General features: G+C 39.7%; 14 protein-coding genes. 10 read left to right on the top strand and 4 right to left on the bottom strand.

The genetic code is table 11. The annotated features are described in order from the left end of the window. Positions 1-19: 19 nt before the first annotated feature. Positions 20-1,528, bottom strand: a complete 1,509-nt coding sequence (gene gltX, locus KTJ10_RS11870) for a glutamate--tRNA ligase (protein WP_086264787.1) — start codon at positions 1,526-1,528, stop codon at positions 20-22. Positions 1,529-1,644: 116 nt separating this feature from the next. Continuing rightward, positions 1,645-1,944: a hypothetical protein gene (locus KTJ10_RS11875; RefSeq protein WP_016142869.1), complete on the bottom strand. Its 300-nt coding sequence runs from the start codon at positions 1,942-1,944 to the stop codon at positions 1,645-1,647. A 399-nt stretch (positions 1,945-2,343) separates the two neighbouring features. Here KTJ10_RS11875 and KTJ10_RS11880 point away from each other — a divergent pair, with 399 nt between their 5' ends. Further along, a complete protein-coding gene (locus KTJ10_RS11880; protein WP_262442092.1) occupies positions 2,344-3,345 on the top strand; it encodes a sulfate ABC transporter substrate-binding protein in 1,002 nt (333 codons plus the stop codon). A gap of 81 nt (positions 3,346-3,426) precedes the next feature. Here the strand turns inward: KTJ10_RS11880 and KTJ10_RS11885 are convergent, their stop codons facing one another. Beyond that, complete coding sequence (locus tag KTJ10_RS11885; RefSeq protein WP_262442093.1) at positions 3,427-4,026, bottom strand: TetR/AcrR family transcriptional regulator; 600 nt, start codon at positions 4,024-4,026, stop codon at positions 3,427-3,429. Between the two features lie 122 nt (positions 4,027-4,148). Between KTJ10_RS11885 and KTJ10_RS11890 the strand changes: the two genes are divergently transcribed. The 9 genes from KTJ10_RS11890 (at position 4,149) to KTJ10_RS11930 (ending at position 13,361) form a co-directional block, all read left to right on the top strand. Next, positions 4,149-4,754, top strand: a complete 606-nt coding sequence (locus KTJ10_RS11890) for an NAD(P)H-dependent oxidoreductase (RefSeq protein ID WP_262442094.1) — start codon at positions 4,149-4,151, stop codon at positions 4,752-4,754. Positions 4,755-5,011: 257 nt separating this feature from the next. Then, positions 5,012-5,935 carry a 16S rRNA (cytosine(1402)-N(4))-methyltransferase RsmH gene (gene rsmH / locus KTJ10_RS11895; protein ID WP_262442095.1) on the top strand — a complete coding sequence of 308 codons (924 nt, stop codon included), beginning with the start codon at positions 5,012-5,014 and terminating at the stop codon, positions 5,933-5,935. Continuing rightward, a complete protein-coding gene (gene ftsL / locus KTJ10_RS11900) occupies positions 5,935-6,267 on the top strand; it encodes a cell division protein FtsL (RefSeq protein ID WP_002116847.1) in 333 nt (110 codons plus the stop codon). The genes rsmH and ftsL overlap by 1 nt, the downstream gene beginning before the upstream one ends. An 11-nt stretch (positions 6,268-6,278) precedes the next feature. Then, positions 6,279-8,111, top strand: a complete 1,833-nt coding sequence (gene ftsI / locus KTJ10_RS11905) for a penicillin-binding protein PBP3 (protein WP_002117016.1) — start codon at positions 6,279-6,281, stop codon at positions 8,109-8,111. 3 nt (positions 8,112-8,114) lie between these two features. Beyond that, entirely contained in the window at positions 8,115-9,614 is a 1,500-nt protein-coding gene (locus KTJ10_RS11910; protein WP_262442096.1) for a UDP-N-acetylmuramoyl-L-alanyl-D-glutamate--2,6-diaminopimelate ligase, read from the top strand. 8 nt (positions 9,615-9,622) lie between these two features. After that, entirely contained in the window at positions 9,623-11,023 is a 1,401-nt protein-coding gene (locus KTJ10_RS11915) for a UDP-N-acetylmuramoyl-tripeptide--D-alanyl-D-alanine ligase (RefSeq protein ID WP_262442097.1), read from the top strand. Then, on the top strand, positions 11,024-12,142 hold the full coding sequence (gene mraY, locus KTJ10_RS11920; RefSeq protein WP_002116751.1) for a phospho-N-acetylmuramoyl-pentapeptide-transferase: 1,119 nt from the start codon (positions 11,024-11,026) through the stop codon (positions 12,140-12,142). Positions 12,143-12,201: 59 nt separating this feature from the next. After that, entirely contained in the window at positions 12,202-12,534 is a 333-nt protein-coding gene (locus KTJ10_RS11925) for a hypothetical protein (RefSeq protein WP_002116981.1), read from the top strand. Between the two features lie 2 nt (positions 12,535-12,536). Beyond that, positions 12,537-13,361: a putative RNA methyltransferase gene (locus tag KTJ10_RS11930; protein ID WP_262442098.1), complete on the top strand. Its 825-nt coding sequence runs from the start codon at positions 12,537-12,539 to the stop codon at positions 13,359-13,361. Positions 13,362-13,415: 54 nt separating this feature from the next. Here KTJ10_RS11930 and ponA read toward each other — a convergent pair whose 3' ends face one another. After that, a complete protein-coding gene (gene ponA, locus KTJ10_RS11935; RefSeq protein ID WP_199977019.1) occupies positions 13,416-15,977 on the bottom strand; it encodes a penicillin-binding protein PBP1a in 2,562 nt (853 codons plus the stop codon). Positions 15,978-16,051 lie beyond the last annotated feature (74 nt).

Genomic DNA, 16,051 nt, shown 5'->3' on the forward strand with positions numbered 1-16,051 from the left:
ACGTCAACAAAAAAATGAATTAAACTTCGCTAGTTGCGTCATTTTTCGGCAATTTTAAACTCTCATTGAGTTTTTCCCAATTTTTAACTTCTTTCTTGCTTGGTCCGCCTACAATTTCTAGGGCATGACGTAAGCGAGCGAAAGTTAAATCAGGTCCAAGCGTAACCATTGATTGCATAACTGGGGTCGAACTCGTTGAACCGGCGATTGCAATAAAGAACGTTGGCATGAAATCACGTAATTTAATGCCCATCTGATTCGCAAGATCCATTAGGGTTTGGCTAACGGTGTCATTATTCCAAGTAAACTGACCTTCAAGACGCCAAATTGCAAATTGTAAACTTTGACGAACTTGCTCTTGAGTCAATTTTTTACTTTCAAACATTTCAGCAGTAATTTGTGGCATATGGTTAAAATAGAAACCAGCCCAATTTACAGCTTCTGAAAGTAAATTAATACGTGGTTGAATAGCGGCAGCAATATCTTCTAAAGTGTTGCGATCACTCTTCCATGTTAATAAACGGTCTAATAATTGGCCAGGTGTTAAACCTTTGATCCATTGACCATTTAACCAATTCAGTTTTTCAACATCAAAAATTGGTCCACCTAGTGATACACGCTGAATATCAAAGTTGTCCATCATGTCTTGTAATGTGAAAACTTCTCTTTCATCCGGCATTGACCAACCCATGCGGCCTAAATAATTTAACAAGGCTTCTGGTAATACACCGATATCGCGGTAGTAGTTAATTGATGTCGGGTTTTTACGTTTAGACAATTTTGATTTATCTGGGTTGCGCAACAATGGCATGTGGCAAAGAGTTGGCATTTCCCAACCAAAATATTGGTAAAGCAACTGATGCTTCGGTGCAGATGGAAGCCATTCCTCACCACGCAATACATGAGTGATTTCCATTAAATGGTCATCAACAACGTTAGCCAAGTGGTAAGTTGGTAAACCATCTGTTTTTAGAAGGACTTGCATATCGACTTGAGCCCAAGGAATTTCAACCTCTCCACGTAGCAAGTCGTTAAATTTACAAACACCTTCTTCAGGCACTTTCATACGAATAACATGAGGTTCACCTGCTTCAAGACGTCGAGTCACTTCTTCTTGAGAAAGTTTTAAACCACGGCCGTCATATTTTGGTGTTTCGCCACGTGCTTGTTGTTCAGCACGCATTTGGTCAAGTTCTTCTGCTGTTGCGAAACAGTAAAAAGCATGACCTTTTTCAACAAGTTCTAATGCGTATTGCTTATAAATTCCCATACGTTCAGATTGGCGATATGGTGCATGCGGGCCACCTACATCTGGACCTTCAGACCAATTTAAACCTAACCAACGTAATGAATCCAAAATCATTTTTTCAGATTCTGGTGTAGAACGAAGTTGGTCTGTATCTTCAATCCTTAAAATAAATTCTCCGCCATGTTGCTTCGCAAAACACATGTTAAATAAAGCAATGTAGGCCGTGCCAACATGAGGAAAACCGGTAGGGGAAGGTGCAATACGAGTACGAACTTTCATAAATAATGGGTCAGAATAAAAATTGAAACTATTATAACGAAAAAGCCCAGTATTCTGACGTTTTATTTAACGTCAGTCTGGGCTAAGACTGAAACGAAGAGGGGATGTTTCAGATTTTAAGAAGCATGCGGCTGAAAGATTGCCTGAACAAAACGTGAAAAACGTTCGTGTTGTGCAGCAAGAAAATTTTGGGTTGGAGTAACGCGAATAGTATTAAGAACCTTAAGCTCATCATTTGTAGAAGGTAAAACGATAGGGTTACGTTTCTGCTGATCTAAAGCTTTTTCAATAAGCGAAGTTTGCTTATCTGAACCTGTTTTGTTTGGAGTGTCTTTAAGTACTGCTGCTGCAGAAAACTGTGATGCTAAACCCAGCACCAAACTTAAGCTTAAAGCTTTTCCATAATGAATTTTCATTGTTAATCATCCCCTCTGTTCATTACATTTCATCTATTTTTTGAGTTTAACAAAATGTAAAATTACGGTAATGCTACGATTTAAACATAAATATTAATAAAAAAGTGGAACTGTGTCACACTTTTTACAAATTTTACCTATATTTTAAACTGGTCGACTCAAATGTAGACCATATGTATCCTTTACGCTTCATTATTTAACAAATTAATGTGTAGATAAAGTGAAGGTCCTAAATAAGTTGTAAGAAAAATTACAAAATTTTTCAAAAATGAAATAATTTAGACATTCTAAGCTATATATCTAAAAAAGATTAATAAAAAAGATATAAATATAAGTAATTGATTGTAAAAAATAAAATTAAAAATATAGTTAAACTAAAATGAATGATGGATTTTGTAAATGAAAAAAATATCAATAATAGCGGTCGCTTTATATGTGGGAATGGCGGCAACAGCGGCTCAAGCAGCTACCTCTTTTTTAAATGTTTCTTATGATCCGACTCGAGAGTTTTATCAAGAATATAACCAAGCATTTGGTAAATTTTGGAAACAGCGAACAGGGCAAGATGTTGAATTTAAACAGTCACATGGTGGATCTGGTAAACAAGCCCGCGCGGTAGCCACTGGACTTGAAGCTGATGTAGTAACGCTAGCGTTAGCGAATGATATTGATGAGATTGTGAAAGCTGGGTTTATTCAGCCGAACTGGCAAAAAGAATTTCCAAATAATTCTGCCCCTTATACGTCAACTGTCGTGTTTCTAGTACGAAAAGGTAATCCGAAAAATATACGCGATTGGAATGATTTAACAAAACCAGGCGTGGAAATTATCACTCCTAACCCTAAAACAGGTGGCGCACCGCGTTGGATTTATCTTTCTGCTTGGGGATATGCTTTAAAACAGCCGGGTGGAAATGATGCTAAAGCTCGAGAGTTGGTGAAAAAGCTTTATCACAATGTAAAAGTTCTAGATTCGGGAGCTCGTGGTTCACTTACGACATTTGCTGAACGTGGCATTGGTGATGTTTTGTTGTCTTGGGAAAATGAAGCTTTGTTGGCGACTAAAGGACCTGATAAAGATAAATATCAAATTGTTTATCCATCAATTTCAATTTTGGCAGAACCATCTGTAGCGATTGTAGATAAAACCGTAGATAAAGATGGAAACCGAACCTTGGCAAAAGGTTATCTGAACTTTTTATATTCACCTTTAGGCCAAGAATTGGCTGCTAAACATTATTTCCGTCCGCGGAATGCTCAAGTGGCTGCGAAATATGCAGCGCAATTCCCAAAAATTAAATTATTTACCATTAATGATGTTTTTGGTGGCTGGGTTAAAGCCCAAAAAACACATTTTGCTAATGGGGCTATTTTTGATCAAATTTATGATGGGAAGCAATAATTAATTAAGTTTTTGTTTAGAGCCGCTTATTTAATAATTGAGCGGCTCTTTGTATTTTTTAGATCTCATTTTTTGATTAATTTAAAAATTACCTAATCTTTTTACTAAAGTATTGATAAAGATATTAATGTAGTGATCTATGTCATCTTTGAAAATCATATATTGTAAAGCTAGCCCATAACTTAATGATACAAGCTCTGTGACAATAGAATCATAGTCATCAGGCTCGACCATGGGTACTAAAGAAAAAAATTGCTTCATTATCTTCGTTACTTCTTGCTGATGAGTTTTCCAAACCTTTTGATATTCTTCGGCGAAGGTAATATCACGTGCAGCAAATAGTTGTAGTTCTATTGATATTTTAAGCCATTCATCGTCTGTAAAAAAAACCGTTAGCCATTTGCGCAATGAATCGATTAATTGCTCCGTATTTGAAGGAGCACTGGTAAAGATTTCTTGTAGCTGTAAATTTTCTTTAGCGAATTGAAGTTGCATCAGCTCAAGTAAAAACTCTTCTTTACCGCTGAAATTCGAGTAGAAAGCACCTTGAGTATATCCTGCCTGTTTAGAAAGATTCCTGATTGATACCGCGTTATAACCATATTCAGAAATGAGTGCAAACCCAGCATCAATGAGATGCTGTCGAGTTTGTATCTGTTTTTCATTGCGAGAAAGAGTCATAAGAGTCAGCTAAAAGAATAGTTGATATATCACTTGATATCTTATTTTTTATAAGATATTTTCGCTACTTATTTATTTCAGATATCAATTGATATCTGAATGGGCGGCAATAAAGGCGATATATGTCTCAAGTCTCTAAACGTATTGTAGTTATCAATGGTCATCCATCCGATACTAGTTTTAATCATGCATTAGCTCATAACTATGTGGAGCAGGCAAAAACATTAGGTGTTCAGGTAGATCTCATCGAGATTGCAAAGTTGGATTTCGAGCCTAATTTAAAATATGGCTATGAGAAACGAATGGAATTGGAACCTGATTTAATGAATGCACTGGAAAAAATTCAGGCTGCTGATCATTTGGTATGGTTCTTTCCAGTGTGGTGGGGAGGGCTTCCGGCTATCGCTAAAGGTTTTATTGACCGACTCTTTTTACCGAATCTTGTATTTAGTTACCGAGAAAACAGCAATCGTGTTATTGGTCACTTACAGTCAAAAACAGCACGACTGATTACGACTTTAGATCAGCCAGGTTGGTTTTATCGTTGGTACTATGGTGAGCCAAGTACTCGACAACTTAAAAAAGCGACTTTGCAATTTTGTGGTGTTAGTAAAGTCAAAGTTAATTATGTTGGAACAGTGCGGGGTGCAAGTTCAGATCAACGGCAAAAATGGTTAAATCAAATCGCTAAATATGCCGAAAAAGATTGCCGGTTCATCTCGTCCTAAGATAAATCCGCGAGTGTTTCTGATAAAATAAGCGTAAAGGAAATGAGAATTTTTGAAATAAAAAATTTAATAAAAAGTTTTATTAATTCGTATTTAACACTAGAAAATTATTCTTACTTTCTTATTTTGCTTAAAAAATGCTAACAAAACGGTTTTATCTATGAAAAATTAATATTTTCCTACAAAAAGCCGTTTGGCGTTGGTCATAAACAAGGTGATAATGTGCAGTTACATTTTTACGCAATGATTTAACACCTATGTCGCATATTTCTGTCTTACTTTTTGAGACCGTTGAGAGCTTATTGGCAGATCGCACAACAGGGGTGTATATCGATGCAACCTTCGGACGAGGTGGGCATACACGTTTATTGCTCTCGAAACTTGATGAAAATGCACGAGTATATGCATTTGATAAAGACCCTCAAGCTTTGGAAGTTGCGGCTGCTTTGGCACAAGAAGACCCAAGATTTACCATTATTCATGCCAGTTTTGCTGATATTAAAGGAAAAATGCAGGAAATTGGTGTGATGAGTGTTGATGGCATTATGGCTGACCTAGGAGTGTCATCTCCTCAACTCGACCAAGCTGAACGTGGTTTCAGTTTTATGCAAGATGGTCCTCTAGACATGCGAATGGATAATTCTAAGGGGTTAACCGCAGCTGAGTGGTTGCTTGAAATTGAAGAAGAGCAATTAGCAAATATTATTTATCAATATGGCGAAGAACGTTATAGTCGACGTATTGCAAAAGCGATTAAACAAGCTGGAAAACTAGATACAACAGCCCAATTGGCAGAACTTGTTAAAACAGCTCATCCAAAATGGGAAAAGCATAAGCATCCAGCAACACGTACATTTCAGGCAATTCGTATTGCTATTAATAAAGAACTAGATGATATTGAAGTATTTTTACCACAAGCTGTAGACTTACTAAAACCAAAAGGGCGTTTGTCTGTGATTAGCTTTCATTCTCTTGAAGATCGCTTGATCAAACAATTTATTCAAAAAGAATCGACTTTGGCAGAAGATATTGGCTGGGGAATGCCACAGCAACAGGTAGATACAAGAAGGTTAAAGAAAATTTCACGGGTTCGTGCGAGTGAAGAAGAAGTAAAAGCGAACCCACGTTCACGTAGTGCATGGCTTCGGGTTGCTGAACGCTTGGAACAAAAAGGCGCGTAATGAAAAGCAGTGATGAAATTGAAACCACTGAAAATAAAGTGGTGAAAAAAGTTGTGGCATACACCGTATTAGTGGCGCTTGTTTTTATCAGTGCCATGATGGTGGTATTTCAAGTGTTTGAATATCGTCATGATTATAGAGAGCTTAGCTCTTATATGCGTGAACGTGATGATCTCAATGCTGAATGGGGACGTTTGCTTATTGAGCAACAAACCTTCGGTGCAACAGCACAGATTGGTACGCGTGCTGTAACCCAGCTACGCATGTTTTCGCCACCTGCTGCAGAAACGGTGGTAATTTCTTTACCGATGACCTCAGAGCAAAATAAGTAAGGCCTTGCTGTATGGTAGATAAGCGAACAAAGCAAACACGGAAAAAACAGCAGTCTATTTCGGAAAAGCCAACTCTTGCCTTCGATATGTGGCGGTTTTATCTGCTCTGGGCAACAGTACTGCTCTGTTTTGTTGTTTTAATTGCACGTGCATTTTATGTGCAAGTGATTAATAAAGACTTTTTGCAAAACAAGGCCAATGCCAATATTTTGCGTACTGAACGTATTGAGGCAATGCGTGGGGTTATTAGTGACCGTCATGGCGTACCTTTGGCCATTAGTACGCCTATTATGAAAATTGTCATTGATCCACGTGATTACTTTGATACCAAGCATTTATATGACGAAATTACAGCCGAATTAAAAAAAGATCCAAATAATCGTAAGTTAAAACGACAATTACCAGATAAAAACCTAAACCTTGATGAGTTGGCGGATGTGGTTGGTTTAGATCGTGCAGATCTAAAAAAACAGATGAATGCACGTCCACGTTCTCGTTATTTGGTTTTGAAAAAAGAAGTTCCGCCGCAACAGGCAGATCTTATTACAAAGGGTAACTTCCAAGGCGTTTATGCCGAGAAAACATATAAACGTTATTATCCTCAACCGCAGCCAAATGCTCAGATTATTGGTTTAACCAATAGTGAAGGCCAAGGGATTGAAGGCTTGGAAATGCAGTTGAATAAACAACTCTCTGGGGTAGATGGCGAACAAAAAATTATTCGTGATAAGCGTGGTAACCGCTTAAAGGTTTCAGAGGTTATTCGTGAGGGTGAACCAGGCGAAAACATCACTTTAAGTATCGACTCTCGTTTGCAATATATTATGTATCGTGAGTTGACGGCTGCTGGTGTCGCAAATAACGCTCGTTCGGCGACAGCAATTGCTGTAGATGTTAAAACAGGTGAAATTCTGGCTATGACCAGTTGGCCATCTTATAACCCGAATGATAAAAATGGTTTATCTAATAAAGATGCCATGCGTAACCGCGGTGCGATTGATATGTTCGAGCCGGGTTCTACCATGAAGCCTTTTACAGTTTCTGCTGCACTCGAAACTGGACAATATACACCAAATACGATTGTCAACACTTCGCCAGGTTCAATGCGTTTAGGCTGGCATACTATTCGTGATACGCATAATTATGGTGCTTTGACTGTCAGTGGCGTAATTATTAAGTCATCAAACGTGGGTTCAGCAAAAATTGCGTTGTCACTTCCTAAGGAAACATTACCAAGCTTCTTTAACCGTGCTGGCTTTGGTAAACGTTCTGCTGTGAAGTTCCCCGGTGAAAGCTCTGGTTTAGTACTTCCTGTAAGCAAATTAAACTCTTCCCAAATTGGTACCATGGCTTATGGTTATGGTCTAAATGCAACTATTCTTCAGTTGGCGCAAGGTTATGCAATGCTTGCAAACCATGGGGTAAAAATGCCTCTAAGCTTGCATAAGCTCGATCAAGCTCCTAAAGGTGAGCAAGTTCTTGCTCCAAAAATTGCTGATCAGGTTTTGCTTATGCTTGAGCAAGTGACGATGCCAGGCGGTACTGCAAAGCAAGCTAATATTCCAGGTTATCGCGTTGGTGGTAAAACAGGTACGGCTCATAAACTTCGTGCAGACCGTAAAGGTTATTCTAATAATGAATATCGTGCTTTATTTGCAGGTGTAGCTCCGATTAGTGATCCTCGTTTAGCGGTTATTGTAGTTGTTGAAAATCCACAAGGCCGTTATTACGGTGGTTTGGTTGCGGCCCCTGTTTTTGCACGCATTATGCAAGAATCATTGCGCTTAATGAATGTGCCGCTTGATAAGCCCCTTGATACTCCAGAAAATCCTATTCGCAGGTAAGCTATGTCTGTTTCTTTCCAAGAAATTAATCCAGTCGAGATCGATGCACAGTGGTCTAAACAGCCTTTTCAAGGCTTTAGTTTAGACAGCCGTAATGTTGTGTCGGGCCAGATCTTTATCGCTTTGACCAGTTATAGCCAACCTGAAAAAACACGTGCTTTTGCTGAGTCAGCTTTAGCTAATGGTGCTCTTGCCATTATTAGTGAGACTAAGTTGGGCGTAGCGAATGAGTGGGTATGTTCTGATGTGCGTCAACGTATGGGTGAGTGGCAAGAACGTTATTTACAGCGTATAGATCCCGTAGCACCAGTGCGTATTATTGCTGTGACTGGTACAAATGGTAAAACCACAATTTCGCGTCTAGTGGCTGAATTAATTAGTTCACAACAACAGCGCTGTGCTGTGATGGGCACTACAGGCAATGGTATTTTACCAGACTTAACACCATCAACTCACACTACGCTTGATGCTTTACAACTGCAAAATGTATTACATGATTATGCAAAACAAGGTGCGACTTTTGCTTCTTTAGAAGCAAGCTCACATGGTTTGGAACAAGGTCGTTTAAATGGTTGTGCGATTGAGATTGCTGTTTATAGCAATTTGAGTCGTGACCATCTGGATTACCATGGTACTTTAGAGGCTTATGCAGAAGCGAAGGCTCTTTTATTCCGTTTTAATTCTTTAAAAGTAGCCGTTATTAATTTAGATGATGAGCATGCTGCTCTCATGATCAATGCAGCAAAGCAAAATCCTGCTCAACCGAAAATTTTAACGTATTCACTTACTCAAAATACTGCTGATTATTATATTACTGACCTGAGTTACAGTTTAGCAGGGGCGACATTTAATTTAGTGAGCCCGCAAGGTTCTTTTGCTGTGCAAAGTCCATTGTTAGGGCATTTTAATGTCGAAAACTTGATTGCAGCACTTATTGCTGCTGAGCAAGCAGGCTTTGATTTAAAAGCATTAGCTACTTTTGTTCCTAAACTGATTGGTGCACCTGGCCGAATGCAAGTTATTCGTGATGGTGAGCGTTTATTTGTTGTTGATTATGCACATACACCAGATGCATTAATTCAAGTGCTTAAAACATTAAAGCGTCATGTTTCTAATCAACTTTGGGCCGTATTTGGGTGTGGTGGGGACCGTGATCGCGGTAAGCGTCCACTCATGACTCAAGCAGCTCTGGATGGCGCAAATCCAGTTATTTTGACTTCGGATAATCCAAGAACAGAAGACCCTGAACAAATTTTTGCTGATATGAAGCAAGGAATCGATTTTTCAGGTCACCGTATGCATGAAATTCATGACCGCCGTGAAGCGATTAAATTTGTTACACAGCAGGCCCAGGCTGGTGATATTGTTGTAATTGCTGGTAAAGGACATGAAAATTATCAAGAAATTAATGGCGTACGTCACTGGTTTGATGATGTTGTTGAAGTGCGTTCTGCGATAGATGCACAACATCACACTGTAGACGCTGCTTACCCTGCACAATAGGACAAATTATGCATACTTCAACCACCAGTACCGTACCTTTGGAACCGTGGACAGCTCAACAATTACAACAGGCAACACAGGGCTACTGGCATAAAGATCAGATCCCTCAAACTGAAATTAAACGTATTTTGACGGACTCGCGTCATGCGGAAACTGGGGATGCCTTTTTAGCACTAAAAGGTGAGCGTTTCGATGCGCATGATTTCGTTACACAAGTTGCTGCAAATGGTTGTCAAATAGCTATCGTTGAACGTCCGCTAGATGTAGATATTGCACAACTCGTTGTTGCAGATACCCGATTGGCTTTAGGGCAATTAGGAGCGTATCGCCGTGAGCAAAACTCACAATTAAAGGTAATTGCCTTAACGGGGAGTAGCGGTAAAACTACAACCAAAGAAATGCTGGGAAGTATATTGTCGCGTTTAGCACCGACACTAATCACCCGAGGCAATTTAAACAATGACCTTGGTGTACCAATGATGTTGCTCGAGCTTCGCAAGGAACATCAATATGCGGTGATGGAGTTGGGCGCAAGCCATCAAGGCGAGATTGATTACACATCACAACTCGTTCAGCCTCATGTTGCGGGCATATTAAATATTGGTACAGCTCATTTAGGCGAATTTGGTGGCCGTGAAGGTATTTGCCGCGCTAAATCGGAAATTTATCGTCATATTTTACCAAATGGCGTTGCAATCGTGCCAAAACAAGATGACTTCACTGCTGAAATTCTTGATGCTGCAAAAGCTCATCGTATTTCTACATTTGGTGTAGGTGGTGATGTCTATGCAACAGATGTGGAATTATTGCCTCAATCAACGAATTTTAACCTTCATACACCGCAAGGTAGTAGTGCAGTTAAACTTCCTTTTGCGGGTGAGCATAATGTTCAAAATGCGACCGCAGCTGTAGCTTTTGCTTTAGCGATTGGTATTGGGCTAGAAGATATTGTCCAAGGTTTAGAGCAAGCTCAGGGAGCCAAAGGTCGTCTTAACTTTATTCAAAAGTCACCTTACTTATTTATTGATGATACCTACAATGCCAATCCGACTTCTATGCGCGCTGCTGCACAAGTATTGTTACAGCAACAAGGCGTAAAAGTGATGGTCATGGGGGATATTGGTGAGTTAGGTGATAGTAGTTGGCAAGAGCATCATGATTTAGGTCGTGATCTTGCCGAGCTTCCTTTAGATCATATTATTGCGGTTGGGCAATTTGCTTCAGCGGCTCTCGAGGGTGCAGACTCTCATTCTAATAAAGTGGAAGCATTTCAGACACAAGCTGAGGCGCTTCCATTTTTAATCAATCTAATCCAAACACATCAACCACAGTCCATGAGTTTCCTGTTTAAAGGTTCTCGCTTTACTCATATGGAAACGTTGATGGCTGATTTGATGGAGAAACTTTAAATGCTGTTATGGTTGTTTGAACAACTTGCGGGCTATCACAGCTCGTTTCAGGTCGTTCGTTATTTAACATTACGTTCTTTACTCAGTGTATTAACTTCACTGACCATTGGTCTGGTCCTTGGACCGATCATGATTCGTAAATTACAAGCGTTAAAATACGGTCAGGCAGTAAGTTCGTTTGCTCCTGAAAATCATGCTAAAAAAATGGGTACACCAACGATGGGTGGGATTTTAATTCTGCTCTCAATTGGTATTAGTACTTTGCTGTGGGCTGATTTGTCTAACCCTTATGTCTGGATTGTGCTTGGTGTAATGGTTGTGTTCGGTGCCGTAGGCTGGGCAGATGACTGGATTAAAATTCGCTATAAAGACAATGCGGGATTACCTGCACGTAAGAAGTTTTTCTGGACTTCTGTTGCATCGCTGGGTGCTGGTATTGCGTTATATTTAATCGCAACTCAACAGTCCAATGCAGAACATACCGCAAACATGCTGGATTTATTGATTCCATTCTTTAAGAATCTTTCAATTCCACTCTCAATTGTTCCTTTAGGTTTGGCATTTATTGTATTTACCTATCTGGTGATTAATGGTGCTTCTAACGCTGTTAACTTAACAGATGGTTTAGATGGCTTGGCAATCATGCCGGTTGTCATGGTAGCTACGGGCTTAGGCGTATTTGCTTACTTATCTGGTGACATCCGTTTCGCTAACTATTTACATATTCCATATGTGAAATATACATCTGAACTCGTAGTAATCTGTTCTGCCATGATTGGTGCAGGTTTAGCATTCCTTTGGTATAACGCGCACCCTGCTCAAGTATTTATGGGTGATGTCGGTGCTTTAGCTTTAGGTGCGATGCTTGGAACAATTGCAGTTATGGTTCGTCAAGAAATCGTATTTGCAATTATGGGCGGTGTATTTGTAATGGAGGCGGTATCTGTATTCTTACAAATTGGCTCTTTGCGTATGCGTAATAAACGTGTGTTCTTAATGGCACCGCTACATCATCACTATGAAAAGCAGGGCTGGAAAGAAACGCAAGTTGTGATCCGTTTTTGGATTATTACAATTATATTAGTAGTTTTAGGTCTAATGACTTTAAAATTGCGATAGATCTTATTTTAGTGTCAATATAAAGCCAGTTCTACTGGCTTTTTTTATTGGAGAGGTGAATGACAAAAGTTGCTGGTCTAGACCAATTATCTGTGATTAATCAAAAAGTAGTTGGAGAGGGCGAAGTATTACCTCAAGTTGTACTTAAAGATGGAAGTCAGGTTCAAACAGGAACTGTAGCGACAATGCTGCACAATATTGAATTATATAATGCAGGACAAAGAGGGCAAATTGAGGAAGAGTTAAAGATCGCAATTCCAACTTTAGTTAAAGTAGGTCTGTTTGATTTGTTTCAGGTCGATGAATGGATTAATGGAACAAATGCAGGTCGCACCTTTGTGGGACTACACGCAAAGACTTATTTACAACAAAAAGAACAAGAGAATAATTAAAAGTGGCTAAGCAAGTTTTAATGTGTCCTGTGTGTCGTCAGTCCCTGAATTTAACTGAACGAACTTGGCGATGTGAGCAAGGACATAGTTATGATGTAGCTAAACAAGGCTATGTCAATTTACATGTGGTGCAACATAAACATAGTAAAAACCCAGGGGATACACCCGAGTCAGTAGATGCGCGACGAGCTTTTCTGCAAAGTGGTTATTATCAGCCTTTACAACAGGCTGTAGTCGCTTTATTAAAGCAACTAGATGTAAAAGCAATACTCGATATCGGATGTGGTGAGGGCTACTATACAAGTGCTATGCAGCAAGTTGTTGAGCAGTGTGTTGGAGTTGATATTGCAAAAAACGCGGTACAACGTGCGGCAAAACTCAACACTGAAGTAACTTGGGTGGTGGGAACAGGAGCAACTTTACCTGTGCTAGATCAGAGTATGGATGCTTGTACCAGTTTATTTAGCCCAATTCCGCAAGCAGAAATTGCGCGTGTTTTAAAAGATGATGGCTATTTAATTGTTGTTACGCCTGCTTCTGAACATTTGTATGCCATGCGTGAAGCTTTATTTGAGCAAGTGAACCCACATACACCAAAAAAGTTCGTAGAGCAGCTGCAAGATTTGTTTGAGCTAAAGCAAGAGCAAATTGTTGATGCGCCTTTTGTGCTTGATCAACAGGCCTTAAAAAATCTGATTGCTATGACGCCTTATGCCTATAAGGCTTCTCCCGAGCGTCGCTTGCAGTTAGAGCAACAATCGCAATTAGAAGTAACGGCGTCTTTTCAAATTTATGTTTTTCAGAAACGCAATAAAAAAGCCATCTAATGATCTATTTTAAGAGCGCAAAAAAGAAGCCATCTGATGATGGCTTCTTTTTTGCTATTCAATCTGATTAATCAGATTTTCTAGTTCATCTTTTTCACGCTTAGGCACAGGCTCCTGTGAAGGTTTCATAGCAGGAGGTGCAGCTTTAGATGGAATAACAATTTCTTCACCTGGTAAATCGGAAAAGTCATTGTCATTGCTCAGTTTTGGTTGAGGCGGTGCTGGACGATAGAGCGGACGTGCCAGTGGTGGAGCCGCACGATAAGTTTTCTTATCGCCTACTTCAGTAACGGTTTGTTGTTTGTCACGGGAAATAGGGCCTTGAGCATCTTTATCTAAGCGAACCCAAGCTGCTGGCGTACCTTGCAATGCTTGCCCCATAAAGTTAATCCAGATTGGTAATGCAGCAATACCACCATATTCACGGCGACCAAGCGTGGTCGGTTGGTCAAATCCAACCCATGCTACAGTCACTAACTTGCCGTTGAAACCTGCAAACCATGCATCTTTTGCATCATTCGTAGTACCTGTTTTACCACCTAAATCACTACGGCCAATTTTAAGCGCAGCACGACCTGTACCATGCTCAATTACATCACGTAAGATGTTCGCCATATCGTAAGCAGAGCTTGATTTTAAAATACGTTGAGCTTGGCGATATTGACTGTTGTTTTTATCAGTCTGTTTAAGATTAAGCTGCTTAGCGGCCTTTTCGTTCTGCTCTACGTCTTTATTTGTAACTTCGATGACTTCATCATCGGTTGTTTTAGCCTTTTGCTCATTATCTGTTGTGTCAGGCGCGTTAATACATGGAATACATGCGTATTCTGGTTTAGCTTCATAAATTACTTTGCCATAAGCATCTTCAATACGTTGAATGAAATGAGGTTGAACACGGTAACCGCCATTTGCAAACGTTGCATAACCAGTTGCCATCTGAATTGGTAGTACTTGAGGAGTACCTAAGGCAATGGTGTAGTTACGTGGAATTTGGTCTTCCTGTAAACCAAAATCCATGAATAACTGACGAGTACGTTCAATACCCACTGTTTGTAGAAGTCTTACTGATACGGTATTACGAGACAAATACAAAGCACGACGTAATGGGATCATGCCTAAGTAACGGCCATCAGAGTTTCGCGGTGTCCATTTGCCAATCGTAATAGGGCTATCATTCACCATGCTATACGGTGTCATGCCTCTTTCTAATGCTAAAGCATAGAGGAAAGGCTTGATTGTAGAACCCGGTTGACGCCAGCCTTGTAAGGCACGGTTAAATTTTGATTGGTAGAAGTTATAGCCACCTACAATTGCTTCAATTGACCCATCATTCGGGTTAATTGCAATGAGTTGACCTTGAACTTTTGGAACCTGAACTAAAGACCAAGCTGTTTTATTGTCATTTGGGCGTAAACGAACAATATCTTTAACTTTAACAATTTGAGATGCACGTGAAGGAGCGCCACCTACGCTATTTGCATTGCGATAGGGGCGTGCCCATGACATGCCTGACCACTGAACAGTAACAGTTGAACCATCTTGCATTAATGCTTCAAAAGAGCTGCTATTTACCTTAGTAACTTGTGCAGGATAAGTGTTGGCATATGCTCTAAATTCACTTAATGGTTTGTCATGTGCTTCTGCACCACGCCAGCCATGACGACGGTCATAAGCTTCAAGGCCATCTTGCACAGCTTTTTCTGCAATCGCTTGGCGTTTAGCATTAATTGTTGTGTAGACTTTATAGCCAGAATCAATGGCTTGTTCACCAAAATGCTTTACAAGTTCTGAACGAACCATTTCACCAGCATAGGGATGAATATTGTTTAAATCCCGATTGGGCATGTTTAGGTTAATCGGTTCTGCTACACCTTTTTGATATTCTGCTTGAGAAATATAACCTAGCTGTAACATACGGCCTAAAATCCAGTTGCGTCGTTCGAGAGCGCGTTCTGGATTAACTACAGGGTTATATTTAGATGGTGCTTTGGGCAAACCAGCGATCATCGCCATTTGAGCAATGCTGAGCTCATTAATGCTTTTGTTGTAATAAATTTTGGCTGCTGCCGCGATACCATACGCATTTTTCCCTAAGAAGATTTTATTCACATAGAGGCTGAGAATTTCTTCTTTAGATAAATTTTGCTCAATTTTTCGAGCCAAAAAGATTTCGGTTATTTTACGTTTTAGGGTTCTTTCTGGACTCAAATAATAGTTCTTTGCAACTTGCATAGTGATTGTTGAACCACCAGTTTGCACATCTGAACCCGTCACACTTTCGCTCAAAGCACGACCTAAACCCTTAAAACTGATCCCGCTATGTTCAAAGAAAGAAGAGTCTTCTGCTGCTAAAAATGCATGAATAAAAGCAGGAGGGATTTGTTTGTATTCAACAGGAATAGAAAGCTTACCACCGTACTCGGCAATCAGTTGATTGTCTGAAGTGTAGACCTGTAATGGTTTTAAAAGGGGAGCTTTTTTTAGTGAACTCATTTCTGGAAGCGATGGGGCGATATAGAGATACATGCCATAAAAGCCCATCGGAAGTGAGACTAAGATAATAATAATGATCAAAAAAATTGGACGTACGAAGCCCAAACTGGATAGCTTTTTCATGATAAGTAAGCTTTAATAAGATCGAATACAAACTAATTGTGGTCAGTATAGCCTTTAGACATGCGGATTGTTAG

Origin of the sequence: Acinetobacter sp. WU_MDCI_Abxc222 (assembly GCF_025514755.1) — a bacterium.
Taxonomy (GTDB): domain Bacteria; phylum Pseudomonadota; class Gammaproteobacteria; order Pseudomonadales; family Moraxellaceae; genus Acinetobacter; species Acinetobacter geminorum.

What these genes read in the sequence shown, in the direction of transcription:
- KTJ10_RS11910 (WP_262442096.1), top strand. Translation starts at nt 8,115, where the DNA reads ATGTCTGTTTCTTTCCAAGAAATTAATCCAGTCGAGATCGATGCACAG.
- KTJ10_RS11890 (WP_262442094.1), top strand. Translation starts at nt 4,149, where the DNA reads ATGTCTCAAGTCTCTAAACGTATTGTAGTTATCAATGGTCATCCATCC.
- mraY (WP_002116751.1), top strand. Translation starts at nt 11,024, where the DNA reads ATGCTGTTATGGTTGTTTGAACAACTTGCGGGCTATCACAGCTCGTTT.
- KTJ10_RS11925 (WP_002116981.1), top strand. Translation starts at nt 12,202, where the DNA reads ATGACAAAAGTTGCTGGTCTAGACCAATTATCTGTGATTAATCAAAAA.
- rsmH (WP_262442095.1), top strand. Translation starts at nt 5,012, where the DNA reads ATGTCGCATATTTCTGTCTTACTTTTTGAGACCGTTGAGAGCTTATTG.
- ponA (WP_199977019.1), bottom strand. Translation starts at nt 15,977, where the DNA reads ATGAAAAAGCTATCCAGTTTGGGCTTCGTACGTCCAATTTTTTTGATC.
- gltX (WP_086264787.1), bottom strand. Translation starts at nt 1,528, where the DNA reads ATGAAAGTTCGTACTCGTATTGCACCTTCCCCTACCGGTTTTCCTCAT.
- KTJ10_RS11880 (WP_262442092.1), top strand. Translation starts at nt 2,344, where the DNA reads ATGAAAAAAATATCAATAATAGCGGTCGCTTTATATGTGGGAATGGCG.
- KTJ10_RS11885 (WP_262442093.1), bottom strand. Translation starts at nt 4,026, where the DNA reads ATGACTCTTTCTCGCAATGAAAAACAGATACAAACTCGACAGCATCTC.
- ftsL (WP_002116847.1), top strand. Translation starts at nt 5,935, where the DNA reads ATGAAAAGCAGTGATGAAATTGAAACCACTGAAAATAAAGTGGTGAAA.
- KTJ10_RS11875 (WP_016142869.1), bottom strand. Translation starts at nt 1,944, where the DNA reads ATGAAAATTCATTATGGAAAAGCTTTAAGCTTAAGTTTGGTGCTGGGT.
- ftsI (WP_002117016.1), top strand. Translation starts at nt 6,279, where the DNA reads ATGGTAGATAAGCGAACAAAGCAAACACGGAAAAAACAGCAGTCTATT.
- KTJ10_RS11915 (WP_262442097.1), top strand. Translation starts at nt 9,623, where the DNA reads ATGCATACTTCAACCACCAGTACCGTACCTTTGGAACCGTGGACAGCT.